Genomic DNA, 25,690 nt, shown 5'->3' on the forward strand with positions numbered 1-25,690 from the left:
ACGACGAACAACAGTTCATTGCGAGATGAGACGGCACCGTAGAAATTTAGCCTGCCTCGCAAGACGTCCTGTTGCATCGACGGTTGGGGCGAGTGATCAGCGCGACGTTCACGTAACAGACGCGCGAAGGTCACATTTTATGCAAGAACATCGTGCTAATTGGCGCCTGATCGTCGCGGCCGGATGTACGCCGTGGCATCACGAGCCCTGGCTTTCATGCCAGGGTTTTTCGTGTGATCCGAGCGAAGCCGGTGCAAGGCTGCGGCGAACGCGCCCGGGCCGCGGCTGGTCGCACGATCAGCGGCATCGAGTGAGCCGGAGAGCTTCTGGTCATTAGAATTTGCGGCAGCGCTCACGCGCCGCCGAATTTCCAGACCGGGATACCGAGCTTCTTGGCCTTGTCGGCGAGGTTGTCCTGGATGCCGGTGCCGGGGAAGTGCAGCACGCCGATGGGAAGTGTCTCCAGCATCGCGTCGTTGCGTTTGAACGGGGCGGCCTTCGCATGCTTCGTCCAGTCGGGCTTGAAGGCGATCTGTGGGACCTTGCGGTTGTCGGCCCATTTGGCGGCGATCAGCTCGGCCCCCTTGGGCGACCCGCCGTGCAGCAGCACCATGTCCGGATGCTTGGCGTGCACCTGGTCAAGTTTGGTCCAGATCAACCGGTGATCATTGAAGCCGAGCCCACCGGTCAGCACCACCTTCGGTCCTGCAGGCAGAAGCACCTGATCATCAGCGCGCTTCTTCGCGGCCAGGAAATCGCGGCTGTCGATCATCGCGGAGGTCAGATTGCGATGGTTGACCTTGGATCCGTTGCGCGGCCGCCAAGTCGAGTGGGTGTGGCGTTCGAACTCATCGGCGGCCTGGTCGCGCATCAGCTCGAAGGCGCCTCGTCGCTCGATCAGCGTCTGCCCTTCTGCCGTCAGTCGCTCCAGCTCGACGGATTTGACCTCGCTGCCGTCCTGCTCCCGCTGCGAGCGCTGCTGCGCCAGCTCGTTGTCGTCGAGTTCGCGTTCGATCCTGTCGGTGGCGCGGTGGAAGACGTTCACGGTCGACCAGAGCAGGTCTTCGAGGTCGGGCTCGAGACGGGTATCGGACAGTGCCACCACCAGGGCATCGAAGATGTCGGCGATGCTGCCGGCGAGGACTCGCGCTTCGGGGAGCCGCCGCGGATCGGGCTCATCGTGGAAGGGACGGTAGCCATAGAGCTGAATTTCCTGGAGGACGTGGTTGGTCGGGGATGAACTGTGGTGCGGCTCGACATCGTTGTTGTGGTCGGTGGTCATTGCGGTTTTCCCTCCTCGGATCGACCGCGCCCATCGCGGCCTTCATGGCGACGAAGGCGGCAGGCGGACCGGACTTGCACCCGCAGCGCTAGCTGTGGGCCGGAGCCTTGGCGGAGGACCGAAGGGGGCCGACTATTTTGCCTCGCGATGTAAAGGCGGCTCTGCCGCCGACGGAAAATAGTCGGCCCACGAGGTTGCCGGTCCGGGCCGCTTGCCGCCCGATCGCCCTCTTAAGAAGGCCGTTGGAGCGGTCCTCTCCGGCGCCGAGGGAAGCATGACCGCTGGCCTCGCGGGAACGAAGCGGCCGCGCCCCCTCCCCGTTCCGGCTATGCCGCCAACTCCATAAAGCGCGCGACATCCTGCGCCGCGATCTGCGCGCAGCTCGCGGCCCGAAGGGCGTCAATTCCGAGCAGGCGAATATCCTCGTTGAAGTCGCCAAGCCGTGGCGAGATCACGATCGCCTCGATTCCGGCCTCCTGCGCCCGGTCGATCAAGGTCGCCATGGCGCCATCACCGGCAGGATCGTCGTCGCGGGCGATGTAAAGCCGACGCAGCGTGCCGGGGAAGAGGATGGCGGAGAGATGCGCCGCCGAGAGGGCCGCGACCATCGGCATGGTCGGCAGCACGCTGCGGAGCGACAGCATCGTCTCGATGCCCTCGCCCGCCGCCATGACTTCGCCAGCTACGCCAAATCGAACGGCGTGACCCAGCAGGTCGCCCATCGCCCGTTTCGGCGCGTCGATCCGCGCCTTGCCGAGCGCTGTCTCGCTGAAGCCGTCGGGGTCGAGCCAGGTGCGATGCGCACCGGTCAGGTGGCTGGAAAGATCGGTGACGGCTGCGATCATCGCGGGCCATGTCTCGGTCGGGCTGTGGTCGTCGGGCCGATAGTAGCAACGCGGGTGAAAGCGCAAGCTTCCGGTTTCGTGCAAAGCCGTAATGCCGCGATTGCGGAGATACGCTTCGACGAGCGTACCTGCGATCGACTGCGACATGCCGAACAGTCGCCGCGCCGCCTCTGGCGATCCGAGGGGCACCGGCGATTTTCTCGATCGGTGGTGATTTGGCTCTGGCTCCAGTTCTCGACGCGGTAGACTGAGAAAGCGCCGTGCCTCATTGACGACGTCGCGAAAGTCAGTGAACCCGCAGCTCTCGCGGATCACGTCGAGGAGATCGCCATGTTCGGCCGAGGCGGCATCGGTCCATTTGCCCACGGGTCCCTTCACCGATTCCTTGAGTCGCACGAACATTGAGCGACCAGGCGTATTGCGGACGTCGCCCACCATCCAGTAGCGGCCCTGCCGCCGGCCGTTGGACAGATAGTGGCGGCACACCGCCTCGGCGTCACGCGCGAGACGGCGGGCCAGGTCGGAGGCGCTATCGGTAGCCATCAGGCGGCCTCCCGCTCGCCGATGCGCACGACCGGATAATGGTCGATCAGCTTCGCCAATACCCCGGCGCCGGTCGCGTCTGTCGGCACGAACATACGCAGCTTCCACGAGATGATCTCGCTGAAGAGGCCGTAGGCGCGTAGCCGGTCGCGCATCGTATCGGTGAAGCCGGACAGTTCGACGCGATGGGCGCCCATCACGCGGACACGACGGAGTTGCAGATCCTCGGCGAGCTCAAGGACAGCGCGTCCCTCCATAAGCGCCGAGAAAGCCTCCTGTGGGGTCAAGCTGCTGACGCCGGTCGCGCAAGCATTCGCCGCCCAGGCTAGCGAAACCCTGCGGCCGATGATGCGTTCGCCATCATCGGTCTGAAGCCGATAGACCCCGGTCGACTCGTTCGGAAGCCGCTTCCAAATCGGCAGCAGCAGGCCGGCGACGATGTGGAGCGTGCTCTCGGCGAACTCAGGGACGTCGACGACTTCGCCGTTCCAGGCCGCGGCGAATGCCTCGCGATGCGCCGGCTGCCAGTGGCTCTCGTCCATCATCTTCATCGAAGCATGATGGTGCTCCATGGGGCGGATCAGCCGCACGCGGCGTTCGATCTCGCCGTCATCGTGCATGAGGCTTGGCGCCGGAATCTGCAGCGCGGCGCGTCCCGAGCGCTCGTTGACTAGCAGCACTGCGTGAGCATCGGCGAGATAATCGAGCGCTCGATCCAGCGGCATAGGGCGATTGCGCCGGCGCTCGGTGATGGTGAGCAGCCGGGTTTCTGCGCCGGTCGCGGGGTGGGTGTAGATCGGGCGCCGATCGGTGACGATGAAGCTCTCGGCCTGCAGCGTCTCCAGGCCGATGTCGTAGACGCCGCTGGCGATGGCGCCCTCGACCTTGGCGTTCAACAACTGCTCGAAGGCGGTGAACAGCACACCTTGCAGCTCGATGGTGAGCGCGAGTAACCGGTTCAGGAACGTGGTGATCGGCGGTAGCTCGTCCTTGATGCCGTTCGCGTCCGTGAGCTTCAGACCCGTGGCCTCTTCGAATATCTGGAGCGAGCAGCCTTCGACCTTGCCGCGCACGAGCAGCAGATAGAGCTAGCGCAGCGCATCGCGAGCGTAGTGGCTCTCAAGATTGTCCTCAGGCCGGAACAGACCCTGCCCGCCGGTCTGTCGCTGGCCGCGCGTGATGGCCCCCAGCGTGTCGAGCCGTCGCGCAATGGTCGAGAGGAACCGCTTCTCCGCCTTCACGTCGGTCGCGATGGGGCGAAACAGAGGTGGCTGCGCCTGGTTGGTACGGTTGGTTCGACCGAGCCCCTGGATTGCGGCATCGGCCTTCCAACCCGGCTCGAGCAAATAATGGACGCGAAGCCGGTGATTTCGCGCCGATAGCTCGGCGTGGTAGCTGCGGCCCGTGCCGCCGGCCTCCGAGAAGACAAGGACGCGCTTCACGTCATCCATGAAGGCGGCGGTCTCGACGAGATTAGCGGAGGCTGAACGATTCTCGACGGCAAGGCGGTCACCGCTGCGCACCACCCGCCGCGAACGTCCGGTCACTTCGGCCACAATATCCGTGCCGAAACGCTGCACGATCTGGTCGAGTGCGCCGGGAACAGGCGGAAGCGACGCGAGCCGTTCGACCAGCTCATTGCGGCGGGCAACGGCCTCCCGGCTCTCGACGGGCTGACCGTCGCGGAAGACGGGCCGGGACGAGAGATTGCCCTCGCTGTCGGTGAAGGGCTCATAGAGCTGCACCGGGAAGGAATGGGCGAGGTAATCGAGCACGTACTCGCGCGGCGTGATGTCCACGCGGACGTCGTTCCATTCTTCGGTCGGGATCTCGGCAAGCCGCCGTTCCATCAGCGCCTCGCCGGTCGACACGATCTGGATGACGGCGGCGTGGCCCTCGGCCAGGTCCCGCTCGATCGAGCGGACCAGAGTCGGCGTCTTCATGCTGGTGAGCAGATGGCCGAAGAAGCGCTGCTTGGCGGATTCGAAGGCCGATCGCGCGGCCACCTTCGCCTGACGATTGAGCGTGCCGGTCTCTCCGGTGATGTTGGCGGCCTGCATCGCCGCATCGAGGCGATTGTGGATCACGCTGAAGGCACCGGCGTAGGCGTCGTAGATGCGCCGCTGCTCATCGGTGAGTTGATGCTCGACGAGCTCGTATTCGACGCCGTCATAGGAAAGCGAGCGAGCGGTATAGAGGCCGAGCGAGCGAAGGTCGCGCGAGAGCACCTCCATCGCTGCGACGCCGCCGTCCTCGATCGCCTCAACGAACTCGGCGCGTGTGGCGAACGGAAAATCCTCGCCGCCCCAGAGCCCGAGGCGCTGGGCGTAGGCGAGGTTGTGGACCGTGGTGGCGCCCGTCGCCGACACATAGACGACGCGGGCATTGGGCAGTGCATGCTGAAGGCGCAAGCCCGCACGCCCCTGCTGCGAGGGCGCGACATCGCCCCTCTCGCCCTTGCCGCCACCGGCATTCTGCATGGCATGGCTTTCGTCGAAAATGATGACACCGTCGAAGTCGGAGCCCAACCATTGAACAATCTGCCGGACGCGCGAAAGCTTCTCGCCGCGGTCGTCGAACCGCAGCGTAGCGTAGGTTAAAAATAGGATACCTTCCGCCAACCGGATCTCCCGTCCTTGAGGGAAGCGCGAGAGCGGCGTAACCAGCAGACGCTCCATGCCGAGCGCCGACCAGTCGCGCTGCGCGTCCTCGATCAGTTTGTCGGACTTCGAGATCCAGACTGCCTTGCGCCGGCCCTGCAGCCAGTTGTCGAGAATGATGCCGGCAGACTGACGACCCTTGCCGGCGCCGGTCCCGTCGCCGAGCATGAAGCCGCGACGGAAACGGACGGCGTTCGGTGCGTCGTCGCGCCCGGCGATGACCAGGTCGAAGGTCTCGTCGACCGTCCAGGCGCCGGCGAGATAGTTGCCATGGGCCTCGCCGGCATAGATCACCGTCTCGAGTTGGGCGTCGGATAGAAGGCCGTCGCCGACGAGGCTGGCCGGCAGCCGGGGCCGATAGCTCGGCTTCGGCGGCGCGACCGAGGCCATCGCGGCCGATTGCACCAGCTTGGTCGGGTGCGCCTGCGCGCCGGGGATCCGGATCGACTGAAGCCGGAATTCCTCGTAGATGGCGTCGCTCAGGCGCGCGCCCACGGGCGGGGTCCAAACGATCGTCTCATAGGCGAGGTCGACGGCTTCAGGATCGGCGACCGACGCCTTGACCGACTGTGCGGCGGCCCGTGCGAGATAGCCGCGCACAGTGCGAGGCGCCGGCGAGGAGGCAGACACGGGAGGTACGCCAGTCGAGGCAACTGGCAAGCGAGCCGGAACGTGTTCGGCGATCCAGCGGAGCAGCGTCGCGACGTCGGGCGCTATTCCCGGCGATTCCGGGAGCGCGTTCGGGTCATTGGCCGGCGCCTTGTCGATGACGGTGAGGCGCGTCTCGATCGTGGTGCCGTGCTTGGCATAGACGGCGCCGGCGATCGCCGCGGTGAACACCACGCGGCCGCGTTCCTGCAATCGGGCGAAGGCGTCGCGCCAGGCTGAGGCTTCGGGCGAGAAGTTTGCGCCTGATATCGTGACCAGCCGGCCGCCATCGGCAAGACGCGCCAGGGCCGAGGCGATGTGACGGTACGCCGTGTCGGCCATGCGGCCGGAGACCTTCGCCATCACCGAGAACGGTGGGTTCATCAGCACGACGCTCGGGACAACGGCGGGATCGAGATGATCGTCGATTTGGGCCGAGTCGAAGCGCGTGACGGAATTGGCCGGAAAGAGGGACGAGAGCAACATGGCACGGGTCTCGGCCAGTTCGTTCAGCACGAGGCCGCTGCCGGCGATCTCGGCGAGGATGGCAAGCAGTCCGGTGCCTGCGGACGGCTCCAGCACGCGATCCGCCGCCGTAATGGCGGCCGCGGTCAGCGCAGCCAGGCCGAGCGGAATCGGCGTCGAGAATTGCTGGAAAGCCTCGCTCTCGGCGGAGCGGCGCGTGTGGGTCGGCAGAAGCCCCGCGATCTTGTCCAAGGCGGAAAGTCGTGAAGCCGGAGAAGCGGCTTTGCGGAACAGCGCCTTTCCGTATTTGCGCAAAAACAGGACGATGGCGACCTCGCAAGCGTCATAGGCCATCTTCCAATCCCACGCGCCCGTCGCATCGGATGCGCCGAAGGCCACTTCCATCGCGGCGCGCAAGATTGCGGTGTCGATGCGTCGGCCACGCTCGAGATGCGGAAGGAGCTGCTCCGCCGCAGCGATGATGACGCTGGCGCCCTCGGGAGCGCGAACAGGCGAGGTCGGCGCGGCCTGATCGGCCGCGATCGGAGAAAGGTCATTCATGAAAGGAGCCTTAAGGAGAGCGGGAACGGGCGAGCCGGCCGGCGCTCTCTCTCGGACCGTACCGGCTCAACCTCGTTCCGGCCGACCTCTCCCTCTCAGCATCAAGGCCGTGCCCGACATGAGAAACGGCGCCCCACCGGTAGCGGCGCGCCGCGCACAGAGCGTTCGTCAGTATCCGAACTGCCAAGATGGCCAGGCTTGGCCGTCGTCAGCGTCGGCGACCGCTTCCGCGAAGGTAGCTCGCATCGCCTTCGACGACGGTGACGATGTATTTCGTCATGACGCAGCACCCTCAATTGGATCGTTTTCGCCCGCGAGAATGGCCTCGGCCTTTGCGATGGCAGCGTCCGCCCGTCGGCGCCAAAGCTCGACATCCGCTGAGCCGTCATTACGGACGTGGGCGAGAATCTTGAGCAGACCGAGCAACAACTCGAAATGGCCCGCTTTGCGCTGGACCAGCTCGTCAAAACGTGACGAGATCGGCAGGGCTCGGCCGATATAGGCCGCGTCGCGGCCTTCCCAGACGCCCGTGACAAAGGTGTCGCCGGACGTTTCGACGTCCGACTTCTTGTCGTCCCAGTCCTCGTCGGCGATCGCGAGATCGCAGGCTTGGTCGAGCGTTTCGGCGTCGTAGGTTCGCTGTCGATAGATCGGCAGGCGATAGGTCGTCTCGATGGTGAAGAGGGGCACGAGAGCCTCCATAATATGCAAAAAGCCCGGCAGGAGCCGGGCTTTGGGGTGGATTGGCAATGAAGAGACGCGGGACAGCGGAAGCCGGCCCGCGGGCTCGAGCTATTCGGCCGCGACCATTTGCGGCTCCTCCGCTTCATCGGCCGGAGTTTCCTTGTCATCGCCGGTGAGGAATTCCGGCAGCGCCTCGCTATCGCCCTCGGGTTCCGCGGCGTCGACGATCGCCATCTGGTCGACGCCGGCCATGCGCAGGGGCTCGGGCAGCCAGCCGGTCTCGGCCAGGAGCCGTTCGGCCTCCTTGGCCATGTCGCCTTTCTTCAGATGATCGATGAGCTGGGCGGCTCGCTCGCCGGCACCCTCGCGCACTGCCTCAAGGATGCGGCGCTTCGGCACCCGGCCGAGATAACTCTCGACGGTGGGACGCCAGCCGGCTTCCACCATGTCGAGATCAACGGCGCTTGCGATGCGATCGGCGTCGACAATGCGCTGCTCGACCGTGTGCGGCGTGGCGCCGCCGCCGTAGCGGTCGCCCTTCTCGTAGAGCGCGTTTACGCCGAACGAGGCGCAGTGCGCAAAGAGCGCCGCCTGCTCGTCGCCCGTCAGACCGGTAAGCCAGTCCCAGAGATCGGTTCTGTCCTTGGGCAAGCGCTCCTCCCATGTCTTGTGGCGCGCGTCGATCGCCTTGGCTGCCGGCGTGTCCTTCAGCCCCTGCGCCTGAACCGGGAAGCTTGCGCTACGCACGGAGATCTCCATCGTCGTTCCATAGGACGAATACCGGGAGAAGACGTCGAGGCAGAATTTGTGCAGCACCGCCTGGAAGGCGACCGAAGGCGTGATCGCCAGCTTGTCGCGTAGCGCCAGCGTCCGCTCCGCCGTGAGCTCGGTCAGCAGGCGGTCCGGCAGGGGCTTCACCGCATCGTCATCCTCGTCCTCGGGCTCGGCGACTTGGCCGCCGATAGTAATGACCGCGCGCTGGACAGCCGCCGCTGACGGTTGGGCGCCGTCCACGGCCACGGTAGCGGGTTCGCCATCGCTGTTCTGCTCCGGCTCGGCCACGGGCACTTCGTCCTCGGGCCGGATGTAGCCGCGATCGACCAAGAGCGCACCTTCGGCATCGATGCCGACGAACACGCCCGCGCGGGCGATGTCGGCCGGCTGATAGATGACCAGGCGATCGTCGAAAGTGGCGAGAGCCGTCTCGATTTCGCCAAGTCGCTGGTCGACCTCGTCGGGCAGCTCATCCACGCCGTCGTAATCGGCCTCGAGCCTGGCGTATTCGGCCTTGAGCGCCTCGATGGTCCCCTGCTCTTCGGCCGAAAGATCAGCAGCCATGCCGTCCAGTTCGCGCAAGCCGCGAGTATGGCCGTAGGGGAAGTCAATGGCGACCTCGATCCACTTCCAACCTTCGGCGGCAATTGTTTTCGCCTCTGTCTTCAGCTTCTCAGCGACCAGACGGTCGAGCAGAGCGACGTCCTCAAGCCAACCGCCATCGTCGGACTGGAACAGGTCGCGCAGCACACCGCCACCGGCCGCCTCGTAGGCGTCGAGGCCAACAAACACGGCGCGCCGGTCGGAGGCGCGCACCGTCTTCTCCGTCAGCATGCGGCGAATCTGATAGGGTTCTTTCTGCCAGGAGCCGGAGATAGCCTGCCAGACCTGCTCCTGGCGACCGTGATCTGCAGTGACGGTGAAGGCCATCAACTGCTCGAGCGACATGCCATCGTCGGCATAGACGTCGAGCAGTGCGGGCGCGACGGAGGCGAGGCGCAGGCGCTGCTTCACGACGTTGACCGAGGTGAAGAAGGCAGCGGCGATGTCCTCCTCGCTCTTACCCTTCTCGCGCAGAGCCTCGAAGGCGCGGAATTGGTCGAGCGGGTGCAGCGACGCGCGCTGGACGTTCTCGGCGAGCGAATCGTCCTCGGCGAGAATGTCAGTCGCCGGATCGCGTACGACGCAAGGCACCGGCGCAGTCTTGGCCAGGCGCTTCTGCTTCACCAGCAGCTGCAACGCCCGATAACGGCGCCCGCCGGCCGGGATCTCGAACATGCCGGTCTCGGCGCCGTCCGCGTCGAGGACCGGCCGGACATTGAGGCTTTGGAGCAAGGTACGCCGGGCGATGTCCTCGGCCAGTTCCCCGATGGAGAGGCCGGCCTTCACGCGCCGGACGTTCGACTGGCTGAGCACCAGCTTGTTGAAGGGAATGTCGCGCGAGGACGACAGGGTGATCTTCTGAACGGCAGTAGCCATGGGTGATACTCCGCGACGGGCGACCCAAAGTCTCTCCCTGGATCTCCAACCCGTCATGAAGCGCAGCGCCGCCCTCTTCCTCTCAAGGGCAGCGCCGCAACCCGGCGATCAAGAAAGACGGAAGGGCACGAAGCCGGAGACACGCCGTTCCGCATCTCCGGCTTTCCGGGTATCAGGCTGCCCGGTCGAGTAGCTTCTTCGCGCGCGTCTCCAGATCGAGTCGTGTGTCCTGATGGGTCTTGCCCCGCGCAACCGCCGTGATGCCTTGCACGAAATCGAACACGCTCTCGGGCTTGCGCCCTTCCTCCGATAGGACCCTTTCGATGATCTTCGCTGTCTCGGCCTTCGAGAAGCCGCGCTTGCGCAGAAACTCGCTGCGATCGTCGTCGGTGCGGGCAACGATCGTTTGTCGCGCCGCCCTGATGCCGTTGACGAAGGGCATCGGTGATGAATTTGCAAAGCTGGCCAGCGCCGGCGCCGCCTCGCGGGCAAAGCGTGAGGCGGCGTATTTGGAATGGCGGATGGTGATCTCCTCAAAATCTTCGACGCCCCAGAGATTGCGGTTTTGGCAGACGGCGCGGAGATAGAAGCTCGCCATGCCGAGCGTCTTCGCACCCACCTCGGAATTCCAGCAGTAGAAGCCGCGGAAGTAGAGGTCCGGCGAGCCATCCGGCAGCCGGCCAGCCTCGATCGGGTTGAGGTCGTCGACCAGAAAGAGGAAAACGTCCCGATCGGAAGCATAGAGGGTCGTTGTGTCCTGGGTGATGTCGACGCGCGGGTTATAGACACCGGTCGACCAGTCGAGCACGCCCGGCACCTTCCAGCGCGTGTCGCCTGTGCCGTTGCCCGCGATGCGCTGAACGGCCGCGACGAGTTCGTCGTCAAAGATGCGCCCATATTCGGGGCCCGTAACCGCGCGAAGCTCGACGCGACCGTCTTCGATCTCGAGCGTCTTCACCTGCTCGGCGGAATGGGAGGTCAAGCCGTATTGTAGGTTGATGGCGGCCAGCGACGCTGGAAGCTGACGAAGGTAGGCCGCCGGCGCTCCGACCAGGCCGGCGAGTTGGCCGAAACTCCAGTGCGTCGGTAAAATCGGCGTGTCTGAACCGGGCAGTACCATAGCCAGGCGCTCGGCATCGTCGCGGCTGGCCTCAACCCGGATCGCAGCGCTCTCGACCGTTCGGGTGCGGCTTCGCTCGGTCCGTCCACGCACAGCGGCATAGAGGTCCGACAGGGACAGATAGCGCTCGTCCGCTGGCCGCGAGAACCATTCCGACGATACTCGGCCGACGCGCGTCCCGCGGGTCACGTCCACCTTGTAGCCACCCACGCGATTGCGGCCGGCGCTCAAAACTTCGACTTGGGTCATGGGTCATCTCCACGACAGGCGCCGGAGGCCTCTCCTCCGTTCTTCAACCCGTCACGGCGAAGCCCGTCCGCCCTCTCACTCTGGGGGCGTTGCGGGGTTCTCCCCGCACAAGGGCGCGACCGAGACCACAGGCTCGGGCGCAGGGGAAGGCTTTCCCCTCAAGGGTCTTCCCCCGGCGTTCAGAATGTCATCAGAGCAACAGGTCGCGTAACCCGATGGATCTGCTCGGAAAGTTTAGTGCACCGCCAACGAGGCGAACGGAAAACTGGTCCCGGTTTGCGGGTACTTCCAACATTTCCATACGCAGCTTGACTTGATGTCCCGCACATCGTCTGAACTACCCTTCAGAGATCACCACGTCAGCGATGAAACCAAACGACGCTCGATATCGGCAGCATCAAGAATACGAGATTAGCTCGAACCGGTATGTTGTTTTTGAGGAACTGATCTCAATTGCGATCGACTCGTTCCTGATCCGCAAGCACGAGGACGCTTCTGCAACGGACATGCTGGTCGGTGGTGGTTTGTCTCCGAGCAAGATCCTGAAACCCAGCCATCTTTGAGCGACCGGCTCGCGGCCATTTGTATCACTTGATAGTTTTCCTTGCGCACGCGGCCCGCAGCCATCGAAACCTCGTGTACCTACGACCGCGAGGCGCAAGTATTTTTACTACGCACCGTCACGCCATCCTGCGACTGTCGACGCTCCAAGCCGACCGCGTTTGAGGCGAGCCACGGGGGTCGTCGAGATTATCGTTTTCTTCCCTCATTCTGGATGTCAACATCGCAGCCATCTCTACCGTAACGTCTCATGCGGTAGAGTGATGGAGAAGACGAATGGCGGACGCCAAATTCCTTACTCCCGAGGAAGTGTCTGCACGATACCGTGGCGAGGTCACCGTGGGCACGCTGCGGAACTGGCGCGCGATGCGAATCGGACCCGCATATGTCAAGATCGGCAAAGCCGTCTTATATCCGGTGGACGAACTTGAGTCATGGGATAGAGGGAATCTTGTGGTTTGTCGCGCGTCGAAAGGACTGGACATGAGCTAGCGTTGGGCACGGCTGCGACCACGAAAAGCATCTACTACCGCCTCCAGATTTTTGATTGAGCTGGTTAGCGTAGATATTTTGGATGCTAAAGAATTGTCTGATGTACAACTACCCCATTTGGTCCGCGAAGGCTCATGTTCCGCTCCGCCACGCCTAGCGGCGGCCACAACGCTCTGCTCGCGCTGAAGCGCCAGTTCGGAAGCTCGAATCTGCTGTTTACAATCAGCAATAATGCAACTGGGGTCATCCAGTTGATTTGGTTGGACAATTTTTGTTCTCTCTGTGCGTATGCAGTACATATGACGTGACCGACGTTTCGTCAGGCTACGCGACTTTGGGTTTTGGCGAGTTTTCGCGCCACCTTCTCTGCATTTCCGCGAAGTATTTTTCGCGGTCGCTGAAATCCTCTCCTTGGGGCGAGCTCACGGTCCCGTTCGGACGCCTAATGGCCCAGTGCCAAGGAGTCGCATCTCTTTCGACCTCGCCGTGAATCGTTATGGGGGCCGCATAGAAGCCTGACCGGGGCACTCGAAATGCGATTATCACCTCCTCGGACAATTCGAGGGGGCCTCTGCCTGCGAAGTCCTGCAGCGACAGAAGTGAGAAGCCGTGATTCGCCTGGATCACGGTAGACTCGTCGACGGTCCAACGCGTGGTGGAATGACACGAGAGCGTTTCGGAAGAACCGTCCGCAAAATGGACGTTCGCCGTTGTCCCATCCGAGGAGAATTGCAGCTTCCTTACATGATCGAGGTTGACGTATCCTTCGCCCAAAAAGATCATCATGACAATAATTCTCCCGCTTGCCTCGACGATGCGCCATCCGACGTTTTTGGAAACGGAGGGACCCATTCTTCCAAAGCTGGCTCCCAAATGTGCTTGGTGTGAGTTTTGGATACGGGGTCCCACATCATGATCAACTCGCGTCCCGGCACGAGCTTCCAGACGTGTCTGTACATTGGCTCTCCCTGCGTCATGTCGTGAAGCCACTGTGATGTGACCCCTCGGCCGTGGAACCACTCTCCCCGAATGTGTCCTTCGCGAAGTTGGCCATGAACAATTCGCTCAATCTCTTTAGCGGCAGCGATCACTCCGATCAGTTCGAGCTTTCCGCTACAGCCGGCTTGAAGATCTGAAAGTCGCTTATTGGGATCGAGTGAGTGTCCAACCTTTATCGCGTCGGCTTGCGCGTCCCGGATAAAATAAATCGCTCCACCTTCGTGGAATGCTGCCCAAAATTCAGCACTGGACACCAAACTCGTTCGAAGAAACGTGCCCATGATCGGGTCCTTTTTCGAATCGGGTAGTGAGTATACGGCTTTGACTGAGTCTCGGTCACCGATCTTTGCGCCCTCCACACAATACAAGGCCGGAACATCTCCCTGTGGATCGCGAGGATTTGTGAAGTCGCAGGGGACGCGTGCCAAGTTGGGAACTGGCCAGCCTCGGTGCGAGGCCGTTCTAGATGTTCGCTTCCGAGACTTTGGCGCAGTAGGCCGCGAACGAGGTCAGCGATGCAGCCGAGCGCGGTTCAGCGAAGTATTCGGCGATGCGATCTGGCGTCACTTGCGCAAACCCGTGTCGAAGATCGCAGTTGAACACAACAAGCGCGTCCGTGGGTGGGACGAGCTTGGTCGGATTGGGCGTTAGGTTCGCTTCCGCGAACGCCGCAAGAAATGCGTCATACAGTGCTTCGAGCAGCGCCTCGTCATTTGCAGAACAAATGAGGTCATCGAGGTAGATTGAAACGAACGCTCCGGCTTGCTCAGCTTGCGCCACCATTGCCATGACGGGCGAGCGCATCAGAACTAGGCTGGCAAGTGCGGGTGACTGCTTGAAGCCGATCGGCAGGCAGTACCGCGGCCCCAGATCGTAAGGGCTGCGAACGGACGACCATTTGGCGAAATTGCGAGCCCATGGAAAGCCGGCCGAGTGGAGCGCAGCAGCTATGCGGTTGCGAGAGATCGAATAGAAAAAGTTTTGGATATCGATTTTGAAAAAGAATCTGTTCTGCAGGTGGCCGTGCAGGGCGGTGACATGACCGCCTTTGCGGTAATGGTAGAAGCAAAGCGGGAAATCTACCTCGCGGTCGCAAAAATCAATGATCTTGTCCCCGCGGCGATCCGCATCTGGGGACGGGGCGAAGATATGTTTGCCCTTGCGTTCCCATGTCCATTTGAAATTCCGATACATGACGCGGTCCAGTCAACGGCCTTACTCACGAGGTCCCAGATCGCCGCCGCCAGCTTTACAGCCAACAGTGCGAGCCCGAGAATCTCGCGAGCAAGGCGCGTGAATTTGGATTTTCTCCTCATTGCACGTCTCCTGTCTCTGCTGGCGAACTACGACCCCGTGAACACGGAGCCGTCAACCGAGACAACAGTTACCCATGGTATCATTACGATACGTCAAGGCTTTTAGGGTCTGAAGTCATGTAGCGTAGCGTTACGTTACGTTACAGACCGGAGGTCGTAGGCTATCGCCAGCGGATGCTAAGCTGGGGTTCCGACTGAGATCTGTCAAGCAGTACTAATCCGGTAGAGCGGTCGCGAACTTCGATTAGGGCTGCCGGCCAGCGTCAGTTGACCCTGATGCGCCGGCGCGGTTCGGTGTGGGCCTGATGATGACTGACATGCTGTGCCCGGGCGTTCGGGCGGAGCGGAGCCTGTGACGTTCACAGGTCGTTTGTTGAGGTCATCGACCTATGAGTATGAAGAAGCGTAAGCCGTTTGAAATAACAACGGATGGAGAGAGATATCACGTCGTCAAACTGATGGTCCCGCTCGATATGCCAATAGAACACGTGATGTACTCGCTATGCGAGCGCGCCAGAGGTGTGATGGTGTCTACTGAGGGGGATGGCGATATTAAGTCCTACGTCCTGAAGCTACTTTGGACGAAACCCCCGTCGTCGCCCAGGAAGAAACGACGACGGGGACCGTTATCGATCGCGGAGACTGCGATGCGATCGAAATGATGCCCGCCGCGTCAGGCGGATACCTGACCGCGGGCTGTCGGGGTTGTTTCAATGAGGTCGGACACTCACCGAATTGTCCGCCCCCCGGTCACGGACGCTGACCGGAGCTAAGGCCCTCCGCGGAGAACGAGCAATACGCGTAGGGAACCAATCACGCCGCGTTCGCCTTCGGCTTGGGTTCGATAGCGAGACCGATCAGCACCGGGATGCTCACGTTCGCTCGGTGCTCTATGTATTGGCCGTCATTGACCGCTGCGCGAATGTTGTTGAACCGCTTGCCGCTCGGCTTCGTGCAGTTCGAGCTTGATCTCGGCAAGCCGTTGATCGCGATCTGTAACAGACATCTGGTTCGGCGACTTGTGTTCGGCGTCAATCGCAGCTTCGAGCCGTTCGATGACGAGGGCTGGATCGATCCAGCTCAGGACTTCCAAGGGCGGCGGGTCGAGTTCGCCGGTCACGCCGCGTCCGAACTCCACGCTGACGCGATTGTGTCCGACGAAAATGCGCGGTGTGCCTTTGGCCGCGAGCTCTTTCACGAAGCTCGCGACTTTCGCCTTCTTCTCCTTGGTCGTGGACTCCGATCTTTCGATCCGACTGCGTTCGTTGATCAGGTTTGCGATCTGGGCGCGCAGCCGTTGCACGGCCTGAAGATGTGTCTCGCCCTTGTTCGGCTTGGCCTTGATAGGCTCAGCCTCACGGAGGACCGCATCCGCGAGCGCAGCAACCGTCGTGCGGCTCGGACTGATCTGAACGATGCAGTCGTGACCTCGATCGCCACGCTGTTGCTCAATTCGAGGCCGAACTGCGTCTCACGCTCCACCATGCGCGATAGCATGGGCACCTTGGAGAAGAACGCCTTCGTGTAGCGCAGGATGATCTTCGCCTGATCACGGTCTGCGGCGAGGACCTGAACGACGCCACGCTCACCGGGGTCGAGATAGGGTCTATAATCGACGAACGCTGACAGCCAGGTTGCTATCAGGGCTGGGACGCGTAGCTTGAGCGTGCGGCCAGCGACCAAGTCTGTGACCTGCTTCTTCAATTGAAGCGAGTGCGGAGAGCATCGAGTTATCGATACTCACTTGCCTTGTGATTGCAGGCGCTCGAAATCCGTGCTCCATTATCGTACGTGCGCGACTGTGATTATCACGCTGGCTCACGATGTACCGGCCCCACTGCGCGCCCCCTGCCTTTGGCCCCTCACCAAAAAGCACAATCAATCCAAATAGATGCGACGCGCAGCATGCTTCTGCACAATCACCCATCCGGCGACCCGACTCCGTCGCAGGCCGACATCCAGATGACGAAGGCGATCGTCGACATCGCCAAGCCGCTCGGAATCGCGGTGCACGATCACATCATCGTCGGCAAGAACGGGCATACGAGTTTCAAAGGCATGCGGCTGATATGATCCCGCTGCGGTGATACCACCGCCTGCGTCGAGGCGCCTCCACGGAGACGATGATGTCGAACGGTCCAAGTGCGATGCTCTCTTCCGAGGAAATCGCCGCGATTGCACGTAATGCCGTGGCCGAAGGACAGGCGGACGGCAAGCAGGCTGCATGGCAGAAGATCCAGCCGCTGCGAAAGGCCCAACGGCATCAGCCTGAGGTTGCAAGAGCGTTGCTATGGATCGTCGACGAACGCGGCCTCGCAACGGAACAGGCGGCGGACCTGCTTTCGGAGATCGCAGATGCCCACGACGACGACATCGGTATCCTCTCGACGCTTGGGCAATGCCTCGAAGCCGCCCGCGACATTGACGATTTGAACGCGCCACCGCCCGAACACCCGATATTTCAGGCGATGGTCGAAAAGCTCGGCCGCTTGGCGCGGCTCCATGAAGGGCAGTCTGAGCAGGAGCAGATCCTGCGCGGCCTCGCCACGGCCGCGCGAATGATGGCCCGCCAGAACGATACGATCGCCGAGGACAGCCTTCGAAAGCTGGTCGAACTCAGTCCGCAGAAGAGCTCGCCCCACTACAATCTGGGCCTCTTCTACAAGACGCGGGGCAAGTTCGCAGAAGGCGCGGCGGCAAACCGGACTGCGGCGAGCCTGTCGCAAGAGGTTGTCGACAGCTTCGAATGGAATCTTGGAATCTGTGCCACCGGCGCCGGGGATACCGGCACTGCCTTGGACGTCTGGCAGCGGATGGGACAGAAAATCGGGCCCGGACGGTTCGGCCTGCCGGAAGGCGGATATCCGGCCTGCAAGGTGAGGCTCGCCGAGCGGCCGCTTGCCGAGCGGACCGCGGACTTCGACGATCCCGGCGAGGAGGAAACGATATGGATCGAACGGCTCAGTCCGTGCCACGGCATCATCCGCAGCGTGCTGTACGGCGACCTCGGCATCGACTATGGCGACGTCATCCTGATCGACGGCGCGCCGATCACGCATCACACCTATGGTGACGAGCAAATCCCGGTCTTCCCCCACCTGGCAACGCTGCTGCGCCGGAACTACCAGTTCTTCGATTTCGCGGGCACCCAGGAGACAGCACGGCAATTGGCCGGCATCAGCGAGGAATTGGATGGCGACGCCGTCGTCTATTCGCATTCGGAGAGCTTCAAGATCATGTGCGCCAATTGCTGGCGCAACCCCGACATCGATCACGCCGATCACGAGACGATGGAGAAGCACGTCGTCACCGGCCGCATTGCCGCGCCGCCCGAGATCGCGCCTGCGCGACTGCTGGATCTGATCGATAAGGCAATCGAAGCACGCGGAAGCTGCCAGCTCTATGCGCCCGATCTTTGCGCAGCCGCGGGACAATCGGCTCGCGAGCGGATCGACCGACGGCGGTTTGCGATGCTGACGGAGAACTAGGGGCGCTCCTGCTCAGCCGAGGATGGTTTGCCACATTTTTTCCTCGTCATTCCGGGGCGTGCGAAGCACGAACCCGGAATCCATTGGGCCGCATAACAAGAGGTGGAATGGATTCCGGGCTCTCGCTTCGCGAGCCCCGGAATGACGATGGAGAGATCAGTGTCATACGAACATGAACCCGTGCCGTTAAATTGACCCTATGCAACGTTTTCCGCGCGGCGGCGTTTGTTGCTGGTTGATTTGCCAGTTCCAGGCTTGGGGGACCGATGTCCGACTATGTGATTGAGGAAGGGCTGCCCTATCCGCTGGGCGCCCATTGGAGCGGCCACGGCACCAATTTCGCGGTGTTTTCCGCCAACGCCACCAAGGTCGAGGTCTGTCTGTTCGACGGCGAGCGCGAGACGCACCGCTTCGAGCTGCCGGAATATACCGACCAAGTGTTTCACGGCTTCATCAATGGCGTGCAGCCCGCCACGTTCTACGGCTATCGGGTCTACGGTCCCTACCAGCCGGACGGCGGCCACCGCTTCAACCCGAACAAGCTGCTGCTCGATCCCTATGCCCGCGCCCATGCAGGCAGCCTCACCTGGAATCCGGCGGTGTTCGGCTACAAGATGGAGAGCGGCGACGACCTGACTTTCGACGAGCGCGACAGCGCGCCGTTCATGCCGAAATGCGTGGTGTGCGACCCCAACTTCGACTGGGCGCAGGAGCCGCAACGGCAGGAAGCCCATTGGGACGAGACCATCGTCTACGAGACCCACGTCAAGGGCTTTACCAAGCAACACCCCGGCATCGACGAGCACCTGCGCGGCACTTACGCCGGCTTCGGCTCGAACGCGGCGATCGACTATCTGAAGGCGCTCGGCATCACCTCGGTCGAGCTGTTGCCGGTGCATTCCTTCGTCAACGACAGCAATCTGCTGGAGAAGCACCTCACCAACTACTGGGGCTACAACACGATCGGATTCTTCGCGCCGGATCCGCGCTACGCCGCCGACGTCGCCAACAGCCTGCGCGAATTCAAGGAGATGGTGGCGCGGCTGCATGGCGCAGGGCTCGAGGTGATTCTCGATGTCGTCTACAATCACACCGCCGAAGGCAATGAACGCGGTCCGACGCTGTCGTTCAAGGGCATCGACAATGCGAGCTATTATCGCCTGCTGCCCGACAAGCGCCGCTACTACATCAACGACACCGGTACCGGCAACACGGTGAACCTGTCGCATCCGCGGGTGATCCAGCTGGTGATGGACAGCCTGCGCTACTGGGCGGGCCATATGCATGTCGACGGTTTCCGCTTCGACCTCGGCACCATCCTGGCGCGCGAGGTCTACGGTTTCGACGAGCAGTCCGGCTTCCTGAAGGCGATGAATCAGGACCCGCTGCTCGCGGCCGTCAAGCTGATCGCCGAGCCCTGGGATTGCGGCCCCGGCGGCTACCAGGTCGGCGGCTTTCCGCCGGGATGGGCGGAGTGGAACGACAAGTATCGCAACACGGTGCGGGATTTCTGGCGCGGCGAGGCGGCGCCGGGCAGCCTGGCGCCGCGGCTGCTCGGCTCGCACGACGTGTTCAACCGCGAGGGCCGCCGCACCTGGGCCAGCGTCAACTTCATCACCGCCCATGACGGCTTCACGCTGAACGACTGGGCGACCTACAACAACAAGCACAACGAGGCCAACGGCGAGAACAACAATGACGGCTCGTCGGACAACCATTCCTGGAATTGCGGTGCCGAGGGCCCGACCGACAATCCCGAGATCCGCGTTTTGCGCGAACGCCAGAAGCGCAATATGCTGGCGACACTGTTGGCCTCGCAGGGCACGCCGATGCTGCTCGGCGGCGACGAGTTCGGCCGCACCCAGCGCGGCAACAACAATGCCTATTGCCAGGACAACGACATCTCCTGGTTCGACTGGAAATTTTCCGACGATGCCGAGAAGCTGCTCGCCTTCACCAAGCGGATGATCAAGCTCAGGCGCGACTATCCGATCCTGCGGCGCAGCCGCTTCCTCAGCGGCGATCGCGATCCGCAGCTCGCGATCCGCGACGTGGTCTGGATCAGCACGTCTGGCGTCGAGATGACGCAGGCCGACTGGACCACCGGCTGGATCAAATGTTTCGGCGTCGTGCTCGACGGCCGCGCCCGCAAGACCGCGATCGCGCGCGAGGGCGAGGACGACACGGTGCTCATCATCCTCAACAGCTATGAGGGCGAGGTCGACTTCAAGCTGCCGGCGACATCGGCCGGCCCGCATTGGTCGCGGCTCGTGGATACGAATAAGTCGGAGGACGCGGCAGGAGAGCAGTTCGCGTTCGAGAGCACGTACAAGGCGGCCGGGCGTTCGTTTGTGCTGCTTACGGCTGGCGAGGTGAAGTAGGCCGGCCGAACACCGCTCGCCACGTCATTCCGGGGCTCGCGGAGCGAGAGCCCGGAATCCATTCATCCGCACAATCCTCGGCCCGATGGATTCCGGGCTCGTGCTTCGCACGCCCCGGAATGACGGAGAAAGTCGTGCCCTGCCTCCCATCCCAACGCCCCCTCCCCGCGACCCCGCCGGCCAATTGACATTCGGCCGTGGGCTGCCAGACTTCGCCGAAAATACAGGGTGGAGACCTCTGGATGGCCAATCTATCGGCCTCAAATCACGTCGCCCGTGTTTTATCGGCGGCCCATCAGCTGGCCGGCGTCGACACCGAGGCGCGGATTGCCGCGTCGTGGCGGCGCTGCGTGGTCAATCACAACCTCGATCCGGCCCGCCGCGGGCCGCCGCAGACCCTGACCGAAGCCGAGCTCCGGCACATCGCCGAGCCGATGGAAGACCTGATCCAGGTCGCAATCCCGCAGATCGATGATCTTGCCCGCGTGCTCCACGACAGCGGCTATTGCGTCAACCTCGCCGATCCCAACGCCACCATGCTGGTGAGCCGGCTGCCCGGCGGGGACTACGAACGGATGTTCCTGGAGTGGAAGATCTACACCGGCTCGAACTTCGCCGAGACCTTCGAGGGCACCAACGGGCTCGGCACCGCGCTCGCCGAGCAGCGGCCGATCATCGTGCATGGCGACGAGCATTTCCGCGAGCAGTGGCACATGTTCACCTGCGCGGTGTCGCCGCTGTTCGATCATGCCGGGCGGCTCGCGGGTGCCGTCAACATCTCCTCGTGCCGCAGCGATCTCGGCCGCAGCGCGCATGAACTGGCGCTCGCCGTCACCACGGAGGCGACGCGGCGAATCGAGCAGTCGTTCTTCCGCCGCCGCTACCGCGCGTCCTGGATCGCAACCCTGCCCGGCGACGGGCACGGCATGCTGGCCTATGACGACGACCGCCGCGTGGTCGGCGCCTGCCGCACCGCGCGCGGCGTGTTCGGCCTGACGGATGCGATGATCGACGACGGCATCGACCTGTCGCATCTCATTCAACTCGACGATCGCGCGACGCGGACCGCCGACGAGCCGGTCACGCTGCGCCGCGCCGACGGCACGCCATGGGGCCGCGGCCATTTGGCGCCGCCGGTGCGCGCCCGCTCACCGCGGCCATTGCCGGCACCGGCGCGCGAACAACCGTCCGGACAGTTTTCCGGCCTGCACCGGCTGGCGGGCCGCGATCCCGTGTTGATCAAGGGCGTCAAGCGGCTGATGACGGTCGGCAATCTCGATCTGCCGATCCTGCTGCATGGCGAGACCGGCGCCGGCAAGGACGTGTTCGCGCGCGCGATCCATACCGCGAGCAATCGCGCGGCCCGCCACTATGTCGCGCTGAACTGCGCGGCGATGCCGGAGAGCCTGATCGACGCCGAGCTGTTCGGCTACGAGGCCGGCGCCTTCACCGGCGCGCGGCGCGAGGGATCGAAGGGGCTGATCGTGCAGGCAAGCGGCGGCACGCTGTTCCTCGACGAGATCGGCGACATGCCGCTTTCGCTGCAGACAAGGCTGCTGCGCGTGCTGGAAAATCGCGAGGTCTGGCCGCTCGGCGCATTGAAGCCCGTCCCGGTCGACATCCGCCTGATCAGTGCCACGCATCGCGACCTGGCGCGGATGGCGGAAGACGGCAGCTTCCGCTCAGACCTCTATTACCGGCTGCGCGGCATGGAGATCCGCCTGCCGGCGCTGCGCGAACGCGCCGACCGCAAGGACGTCATCGCGCAGATCGCCGACGAGGAAGCGCCGCATTGCCGCATCTCAACCGAAGCCTGGGCGCAGCTGATGGCCTATTCGTTCCCCGGCAACATGCGCCAGCTTCGCCACGTGCTGCGGCTCGCCGGCGCGATGGCCGAAGGCGGCGTCATCACCGCGGCCGATCTCGATCTGCCTCCAGTCGGCGTGCGCGACGTGGAAGCCGATCACACCGCCGCGGAGCGCGCCGCGATCGTCGACGCATTGCGCACCAATGGCGGCCGGGTGAACCATGCGGCGAAGGCCCTCAAGCTCAGCCGCGCGACCTTGTATCGGAAGATCAAGGCGTTGAAGATCGGGCCGGACGGCTAGACGAAATATTTCGTTCGAGAAACGGTTTCGGACTACAGACATGGGTACTCCGTAAGAATGGCTGTCGTGTTTAGTCCGTGCAGGAAAAGTGGTATCGTACGATTTTCGCCTTCAACGCCACGGAGCGGGTCCCATGACACGGTTTCCTCTCGCTGTGGTCGTTGGCCTGGTTGCCGCGACCATTTCGCAGCCTGCCGCCTCGGATTCGACTGAACAACGTTTGGGCAAAGTCCATTTTGCGACGTCCTGCAAGCCCGAGGCGCAGGAGCTGTTTGATCGCGGCATGCTGTATCAGCATTCGTTCTGGTACAGTGCATCGCGCCGCACCTTCGAGGAGGTGCTCGAGGCCGATCCGCAATGCGCCATCGCCTATTGGGGGATCGCGCTCAGTTACCTCTACAATCCGCACGCGCCGCCGCCGCCCGAGAACCTTCCGCTCGGCCTTGAGGCCGCCAAGAAAGGCCAGGCGTTGAATGCCGGCACGCCGCGCGAGCGCGCATATATCGATGCGATCGCCGCGATGTATGTCGACTATGACAAGGTCGATCACCGCGCCCGGGTGCAGCGCTTCCTCGCGGCCGAAGAGCAGGTCGCGACGCATTATGCCGACGACGACGAGGCGCAGATCGCCTATGCGATCACGCTCAATGTCGCGGCATCGCCGTCCGACAAGACCTATGCCAACCAGCTGAAGGGCGCGGCGCTGCTCGAGCCGATCTTCCAGCGCCAGCCGGAGCACCCGGGCATCGCCCATTATCTGATCCATCTCTACGACTATCCGGCGCTGGCGGAGAAGGGTCTTCCCGCGGCGATGCGCTATGCCAAGATCGCCGAACACGCGCCCCACGCCCAGCACATGCCGTCGCACATCTTCACGCGGGTCGGCTACTGGAAGGAATCGATCGTCTCGAACAAGGAATCCGCGCGCATCGCCAAGGCAGACGGCGAACAGCAGGACCAGGCGCATGCGATGGACTACCTGGTCTATGCCTATCTGCAGCTCGGCCAGGACAAGGAGGCGCGGGCGGTGGTCGACGAGCTCGGCCAGCTCCAGTTCAAGCAGGACCGGTTCGCCGGCCCCTTCGCGGTGGCGGCAAGCCAGGCCCGCTATGTGTTCGAGCGCGGCGACTGGAAGGGCGCCGCCGCGCTTGACGTGCATCCGACCAAATACGCCTATGCGGATGCCATCACCTACTTTGCCCGCGCGGTCGGCGCCGCGCGCTCCGGTGATCCGGCGGCCGCCAAGCCCGATATCGCCAAGCTCGTCGAGCTGCGCGACAAGCTGAAGGACGGCAAGGACGCCTATTGGTCCAACATCGTCGATATCCAGCGGCAGATCGCGAGTGCCTGGGTGCTGTACGCCGAAGCCAAATATGACGAGGCGCTCAGTGCGATGAACGCCGCTGCGGAGGCCGAAGACAAGACCGAGAAGCATCCCGTCACCCCCGGACCGCTGGCGCCGGCGCGAGAGCTCTACGCAGCGATGCTGCTCGATCGCGGCAAGGCCGCCGACGCACTCGCTGCCTACGAGGCCGTGCTGAAGAAGGAGCCCAACCGGCTGGCGGCCTATATCGGGATGATGAAGAGCGCGAAGGCGGCCGGAGATCAGGCCAAGACCCAGGACTGCGCGACGCAGATCGCCCGGCTCACCGCGGATTCCGATGTATCGCGGCCGGAGCTGATCGAATTGCGACAGACAATCGGAAGCAAGCTGTGATGCTGCTGACGACATGGCGCAACGGCGCGGCCGCCTTGCTCGGCGCCGTTGCGCTGTGGCTCTGCCAAATACCGCCGCTCGGTGCGATGGAGATCCTCGGTCAGGCCGGCGTGCTCGGCGAATGGGAGCTGACCGGACATCTCACCGAAAGCGGACCGGACGCACGCAAGCAATTCTCCGGACCGCTGAAGATGAAGCATGTCGGAATCTGCGCGCAGGACGGGCCGGAGGAACGCGCCGGCGAGATCAAGCTGCAAATCTCGGGGGCGGATGCGCAGGTGACGGCCGAGCTGGTGCTGGACGGCGCGCCCTGCACCTACAGCGCCCGCAAGACGCGTAATTACGAGGGCACGCTGTCCTGCGAGGGCCGCGCGCCCGTGCCGCTGCTGGTGTGGCTCAAATAGCTGATACCGTTACGCGGCCGGTCGCGCGCGGCGCAGCCATTCGTTCAGATCGATGCGGCCGAGGCGCGCCTCGCCCAGCGGCACCAGCGAATGTTCCTCGACGCGGCCGCCCCAGTACAGCGCATCGGGGTCCTTCACCACCTGACGCGGATCGCCTTTTGCCTTCAGGTAGCGGGCCACGATATCGTTGAACGGCGCGCGATCCGGACCGGCAATCTCGACGATGCCGTTGCGCGGCGGCTCGAGCGCGACATCGGCAACGAGCGCCGATACGTCCTCTGCCGCGATGGGCTGGAACAGGCCGGGCGAGAGCCTGACCGTCTTTCCATCCGTACTCGCGTCGGCGATCGCTCCGACGAATTCCATGAACTGGGTCGCACGGATGATGGTGTAGGGAATGCCGGACGTCTCAATCAGCTTCTCCTGGGCAATCTTGGCACGGAAGTAGCCGTTCTCGGGCGTACGGTCGGTGCCGACGATCGACAACGCGACGTGGTGCTTGACGCCGGCCGGCTTCTCCGCCGCCAACAGATTGCGGCCGGAGGTCTCGAAGAATTCCATCACCGCCTTGTTCTCGAATGAGGGCGAATTGGCGAGATCGATCACGACAGACGCACCGGCCATCGCTTCCTTCAGTCCCTCGCCGGTGATGGTGTTGACGCCGTTCTTGGGCGAAGCGGCGAGCACGTCGTGGCCGCGTTGACGCAGAATGGCAACGGTCCTGGAGCCGATCAGTCCGGTGCCGCCGATCACAACAATCTTCATGATGGGTCTCTCCCGTCGACGATTGGAGATCGAGATGCGCTCGGCGCCCCAAACTGCCGACCGAAAGCGCCGGGGCATTCATAGCATGCCACTGCCGCGCATGATTGCGCGTCAAGTTGATCGGGATTGGTCAGCATTGCTGATTGACT

18 protein-coding genes and 1 pseudogene are annotated in these 25,690 nt (G+C 63.3%); 8 read left to right on the plus strand and 11 right to left on the minus strand.

Translation table 11 applies throughout. The annotated features are described in order from the left end of the window. Nucleotides 1-352: 352 nt before the first annotated feature. The 6 genes and pseudogenes from ACVIW0_RS36905 to ACVIW0_RS36930 all read right to left on the minus strand — a co-directional run bounded on the left by ACVIW0_RS36905 (nt 353) and on the right by ACVIW0_RS36930 (nt 11,310). Nucleotides 353-1,282, minus strand: coding sequence for a DUF2493 domain-containing protein (locus ACVIW0_RS36905; protein WP_461356707.1), 930 nt, complete (start codon nt 1,280-1,282; stop codon nt 353-355). A 326-nt stretch (nt 1,283-1,608) separates the two neighbouring features. Continuing rightward, nucleotides 1,609-2,670, minus strand: coding sequence for a DUF7146 domain-containing protein (locus tag ACVIW0_RS36910; protein ID WP_461356708.1), 1,062 nt, complete (start codon nt 2,668-2,670; stop codon nt 1,609-1,611). Continuing rightward, nucleotides 2,670-7,004 (minus strand): annotated as a pseudogene (locus ACVIW0_RS36915) (strawberry notch-like NTP hydrolase domain-containing protein). Before ACVIW0_RS36915 ends, ACVIW0_RS36910 begins: the two are co-directional and overlap by 1 nt. Before the next feature lie 276 nt (nt 7,005-7,280). Continuing rightward, nucleotides 7,281-7,694, minus strand: coding sequence for a hypothetical protein (locus tag ACVIW0_RS36920; RefSeq protein ID WP_456856729.1), 414 nt, complete (start codon nt 7,692-7,694; stop codon nt 7,281-7,283). 102 nt (nt 7,695-7,796) lie between these two features. After that, complete coding sequence (locus ACVIW0_RS36925; protein WP_461356709.1) at nt 7,797-9,941, minus strand: ParB/RepB/Spo0J family partition protein; 2,145 nt, start codon at nt 9,939-9,941, stop codon at nt 7,797-7,799. A 172-nt stretch (nt 9,942-10,113) separates the two neighbouring features. Then, nucleotides 10,114-11,310 carry a DUF932 domain-containing protein gene (locus ACVIW0_RS36930; protein WP_456854633.1) on the minus strand — a complete coding sequence of 399 codons (1,197 nt, stop codon included), beginning with the start codon at nt 11,308-11,310 and terminating at the stop codon, nt 10,114-10,116. 365 nt (nt 11,311-11,675) lie between these two features. Between ACVIW0_RS36930 and ACVIW0_RS36935 the strand changes: the two genes are divergently transcribed. Both ACVIW0_RS36935 and ACVIW0_RS36940 read left to right on the plus strand, forming a co-directional pair. Continuing rightward, the gene (locus ACVIW0_RS36935; RefSeq protein WP_461356710.1) at nt 11,676-11,873 is read left to right on the plus strand and encodes a hypothetical protein; all 198 of its coding nucleotides are present in this window, start codon (nt 11,676-11,678) and stop codon (nt 11,871-11,873) included. A 274-nt stretch (nt 11,874-12,147) separates the two neighbouring features. After that, a complete protein-coding gene (locus tag ACVIW0_RS36940; protein ID WP_456854631.1) occupies nt 12,148-12,363 on the plus strand; it encodes a helix-turn-helix domain-containing protein in 216 nt (71 codons plus the stop codon). A 324-nt stretch (nt 12,364-12,687) separates the two neighbouring features. Here ACVIW0_RS36940 and ACVIW0_RS36945 read toward each other — a convergent pair whose 3' ends face one another. From ACVIW0_RS36945 to ACVIW0_RS36960, 4 genes are all read right to left on the minus strand, one after another. Next, a complete protein-coding gene (locus ACVIW0_RS36945) occupies nt 12,688-13,149 on the minus strand; it encodes a hypothetical protein (protein WP_461356711.1) in 462 nt (153 codons plus the stop codon). Beyond that, on the minus strand, nt 13,146-13,643 hold the full coding sequence (locus ACVIW0_RS36950) for a GIY-YIG nuclease family protein (protein WP_456854628.1): 498 nt from the start codon (nt 13,641-13,643) through the stop codon (nt 13,146-13,148). The genes ACVIW0_RS36945 and ACVIW0_RS36950 overlap by 4 nt, the downstream gene beginning before the upstream one ends. 181 nt (nt 13,644-13,824) lie before the next feature. Continuing rightward, nucleotides 13,825-14,556: a reverse transcriptase domain-containing protein gene (locus ACVIW0_RS36955; protein WP_456854626.1), complete on the minus strand. Its 732-nt coding sequence runs from the start codon at nt 14,554-14,556 to the stop codon at nt 13,825-13,827. A gap of 1,026 nt (nt 14,557-15,582) precedes the next feature. Beyond that, nucleotides 15,583-15,981: a hypothetical protein gene (locus ACVIW0_RS36960; RefSeq protein WP_461356712.1), complete on the minus strand. Its 399-nt coding sequence runs from the start codon at nt 15,979-15,981 to the stop codon at nt 15,583-15,585. A 551-nt stretch (nt 15,982-16,532) separates the two neighbouring features. Between ACVIW0_RS36960 and ACVIW0_RS36965 the strand changes: the two genes are divergently transcribed. From ACVIW0_RS36965 to ACVIW0_RS36990, 6 genes are all read left to right on the plus strand, one after another. Continuing rightward, nucleotides 16,533-16,751 carry a JAB domain-containing protein gene (locus tag ACVIW0_RS36965; protein ID WP_461357530.1) on the plus strand — a complete coding sequence of 73 codons (219 nt, stop codon included), beginning with the start codon at nt 16,533-16,535 and terminating at the stop codon, nt 16,749-16,751. Between the two features lie 53 nt (nt 16,752-16,804). Then, a complete protein-coding gene (locus ACVIW0_RS36970) occupies nt 16,805-18,166 on the plus strand; it encodes a tetratricopeptide repeat protein (RefSeq protein WP_461356713.1) in 1,362 nt (453 codons plus the stop codon). 266 nt (nt 18,167-18,432) lie between these two features. After that, on the plus strand, nt 18,433-20,547 hold the full coding sequence (gene glgX, locus ACVIW0_RS36975; RefSeq protein WP_461356714.1) for a glycogen debranching protein GlgX: 2,115 nt from the start codon (nt 18,433-18,435) through the stop codon (nt 20,545-20,547). A 242-nt stretch (nt 20,548-20,789) separates the two neighbouring features. Further along, nucleotides 20,790-22,655, plus strand: a complete 1,866-nt coding sequence (locus tag ACVIW0_RS36980; RefSeq protein ID WP_461356715.1) for a sigma-54-dependent Fis family transcriptional regulator — start codon at nt 20,790-20,792, stop codon at nt 22,653-22,655. 133 nt (nt 22,656-22,788) lie between these two features. Next, nucleotides 22,789-24,372, plus strand: a complete 1,584-nt coding sequence (locus ACVIW0_RS36985) for a hypothetical protein (RefSeq protein WP_461356716.1) — start codon at nt 22,789-22,791, stop codon at nt 24,370-24,372. After that, a complete protein-coding gene (locus tag ACVIW0_RS36990; protein ID WP_461356717.1) occupies nt 24,372-24,776 on the plus strand; it encodes a hypothetical protein in 405 nt (134 codons plus the stop codon). The genes ACVIW0_RS36985 and ACVIW0_RS36990 overlap by 1 nt, the downstream gene beginning before the upstream one ends. A gap of 9 nt (nt 24,777-24,785) precedes the next feature. Here the strand turns inward: ACVIW0_RS36990 and ACVIW0_RS36995 are convergent, their stop codons facing one another. Further along, nucleotides 24,786-25,541, minus strand: a complete 756-nt coding sequence (locus ACVIW0_RS36995) for an SDR family oxidoreductase (protein ID WP_461356718.1) — start codon at nt 25,539-25,541, stop codon at nt 24,786-24,788. Nucleotides 25,542-25,690: the final 149 nt, after the last annotated feature.

Source organism: Bradyrhizobium sp. USDA 4454, assembly GCF_054822705.1.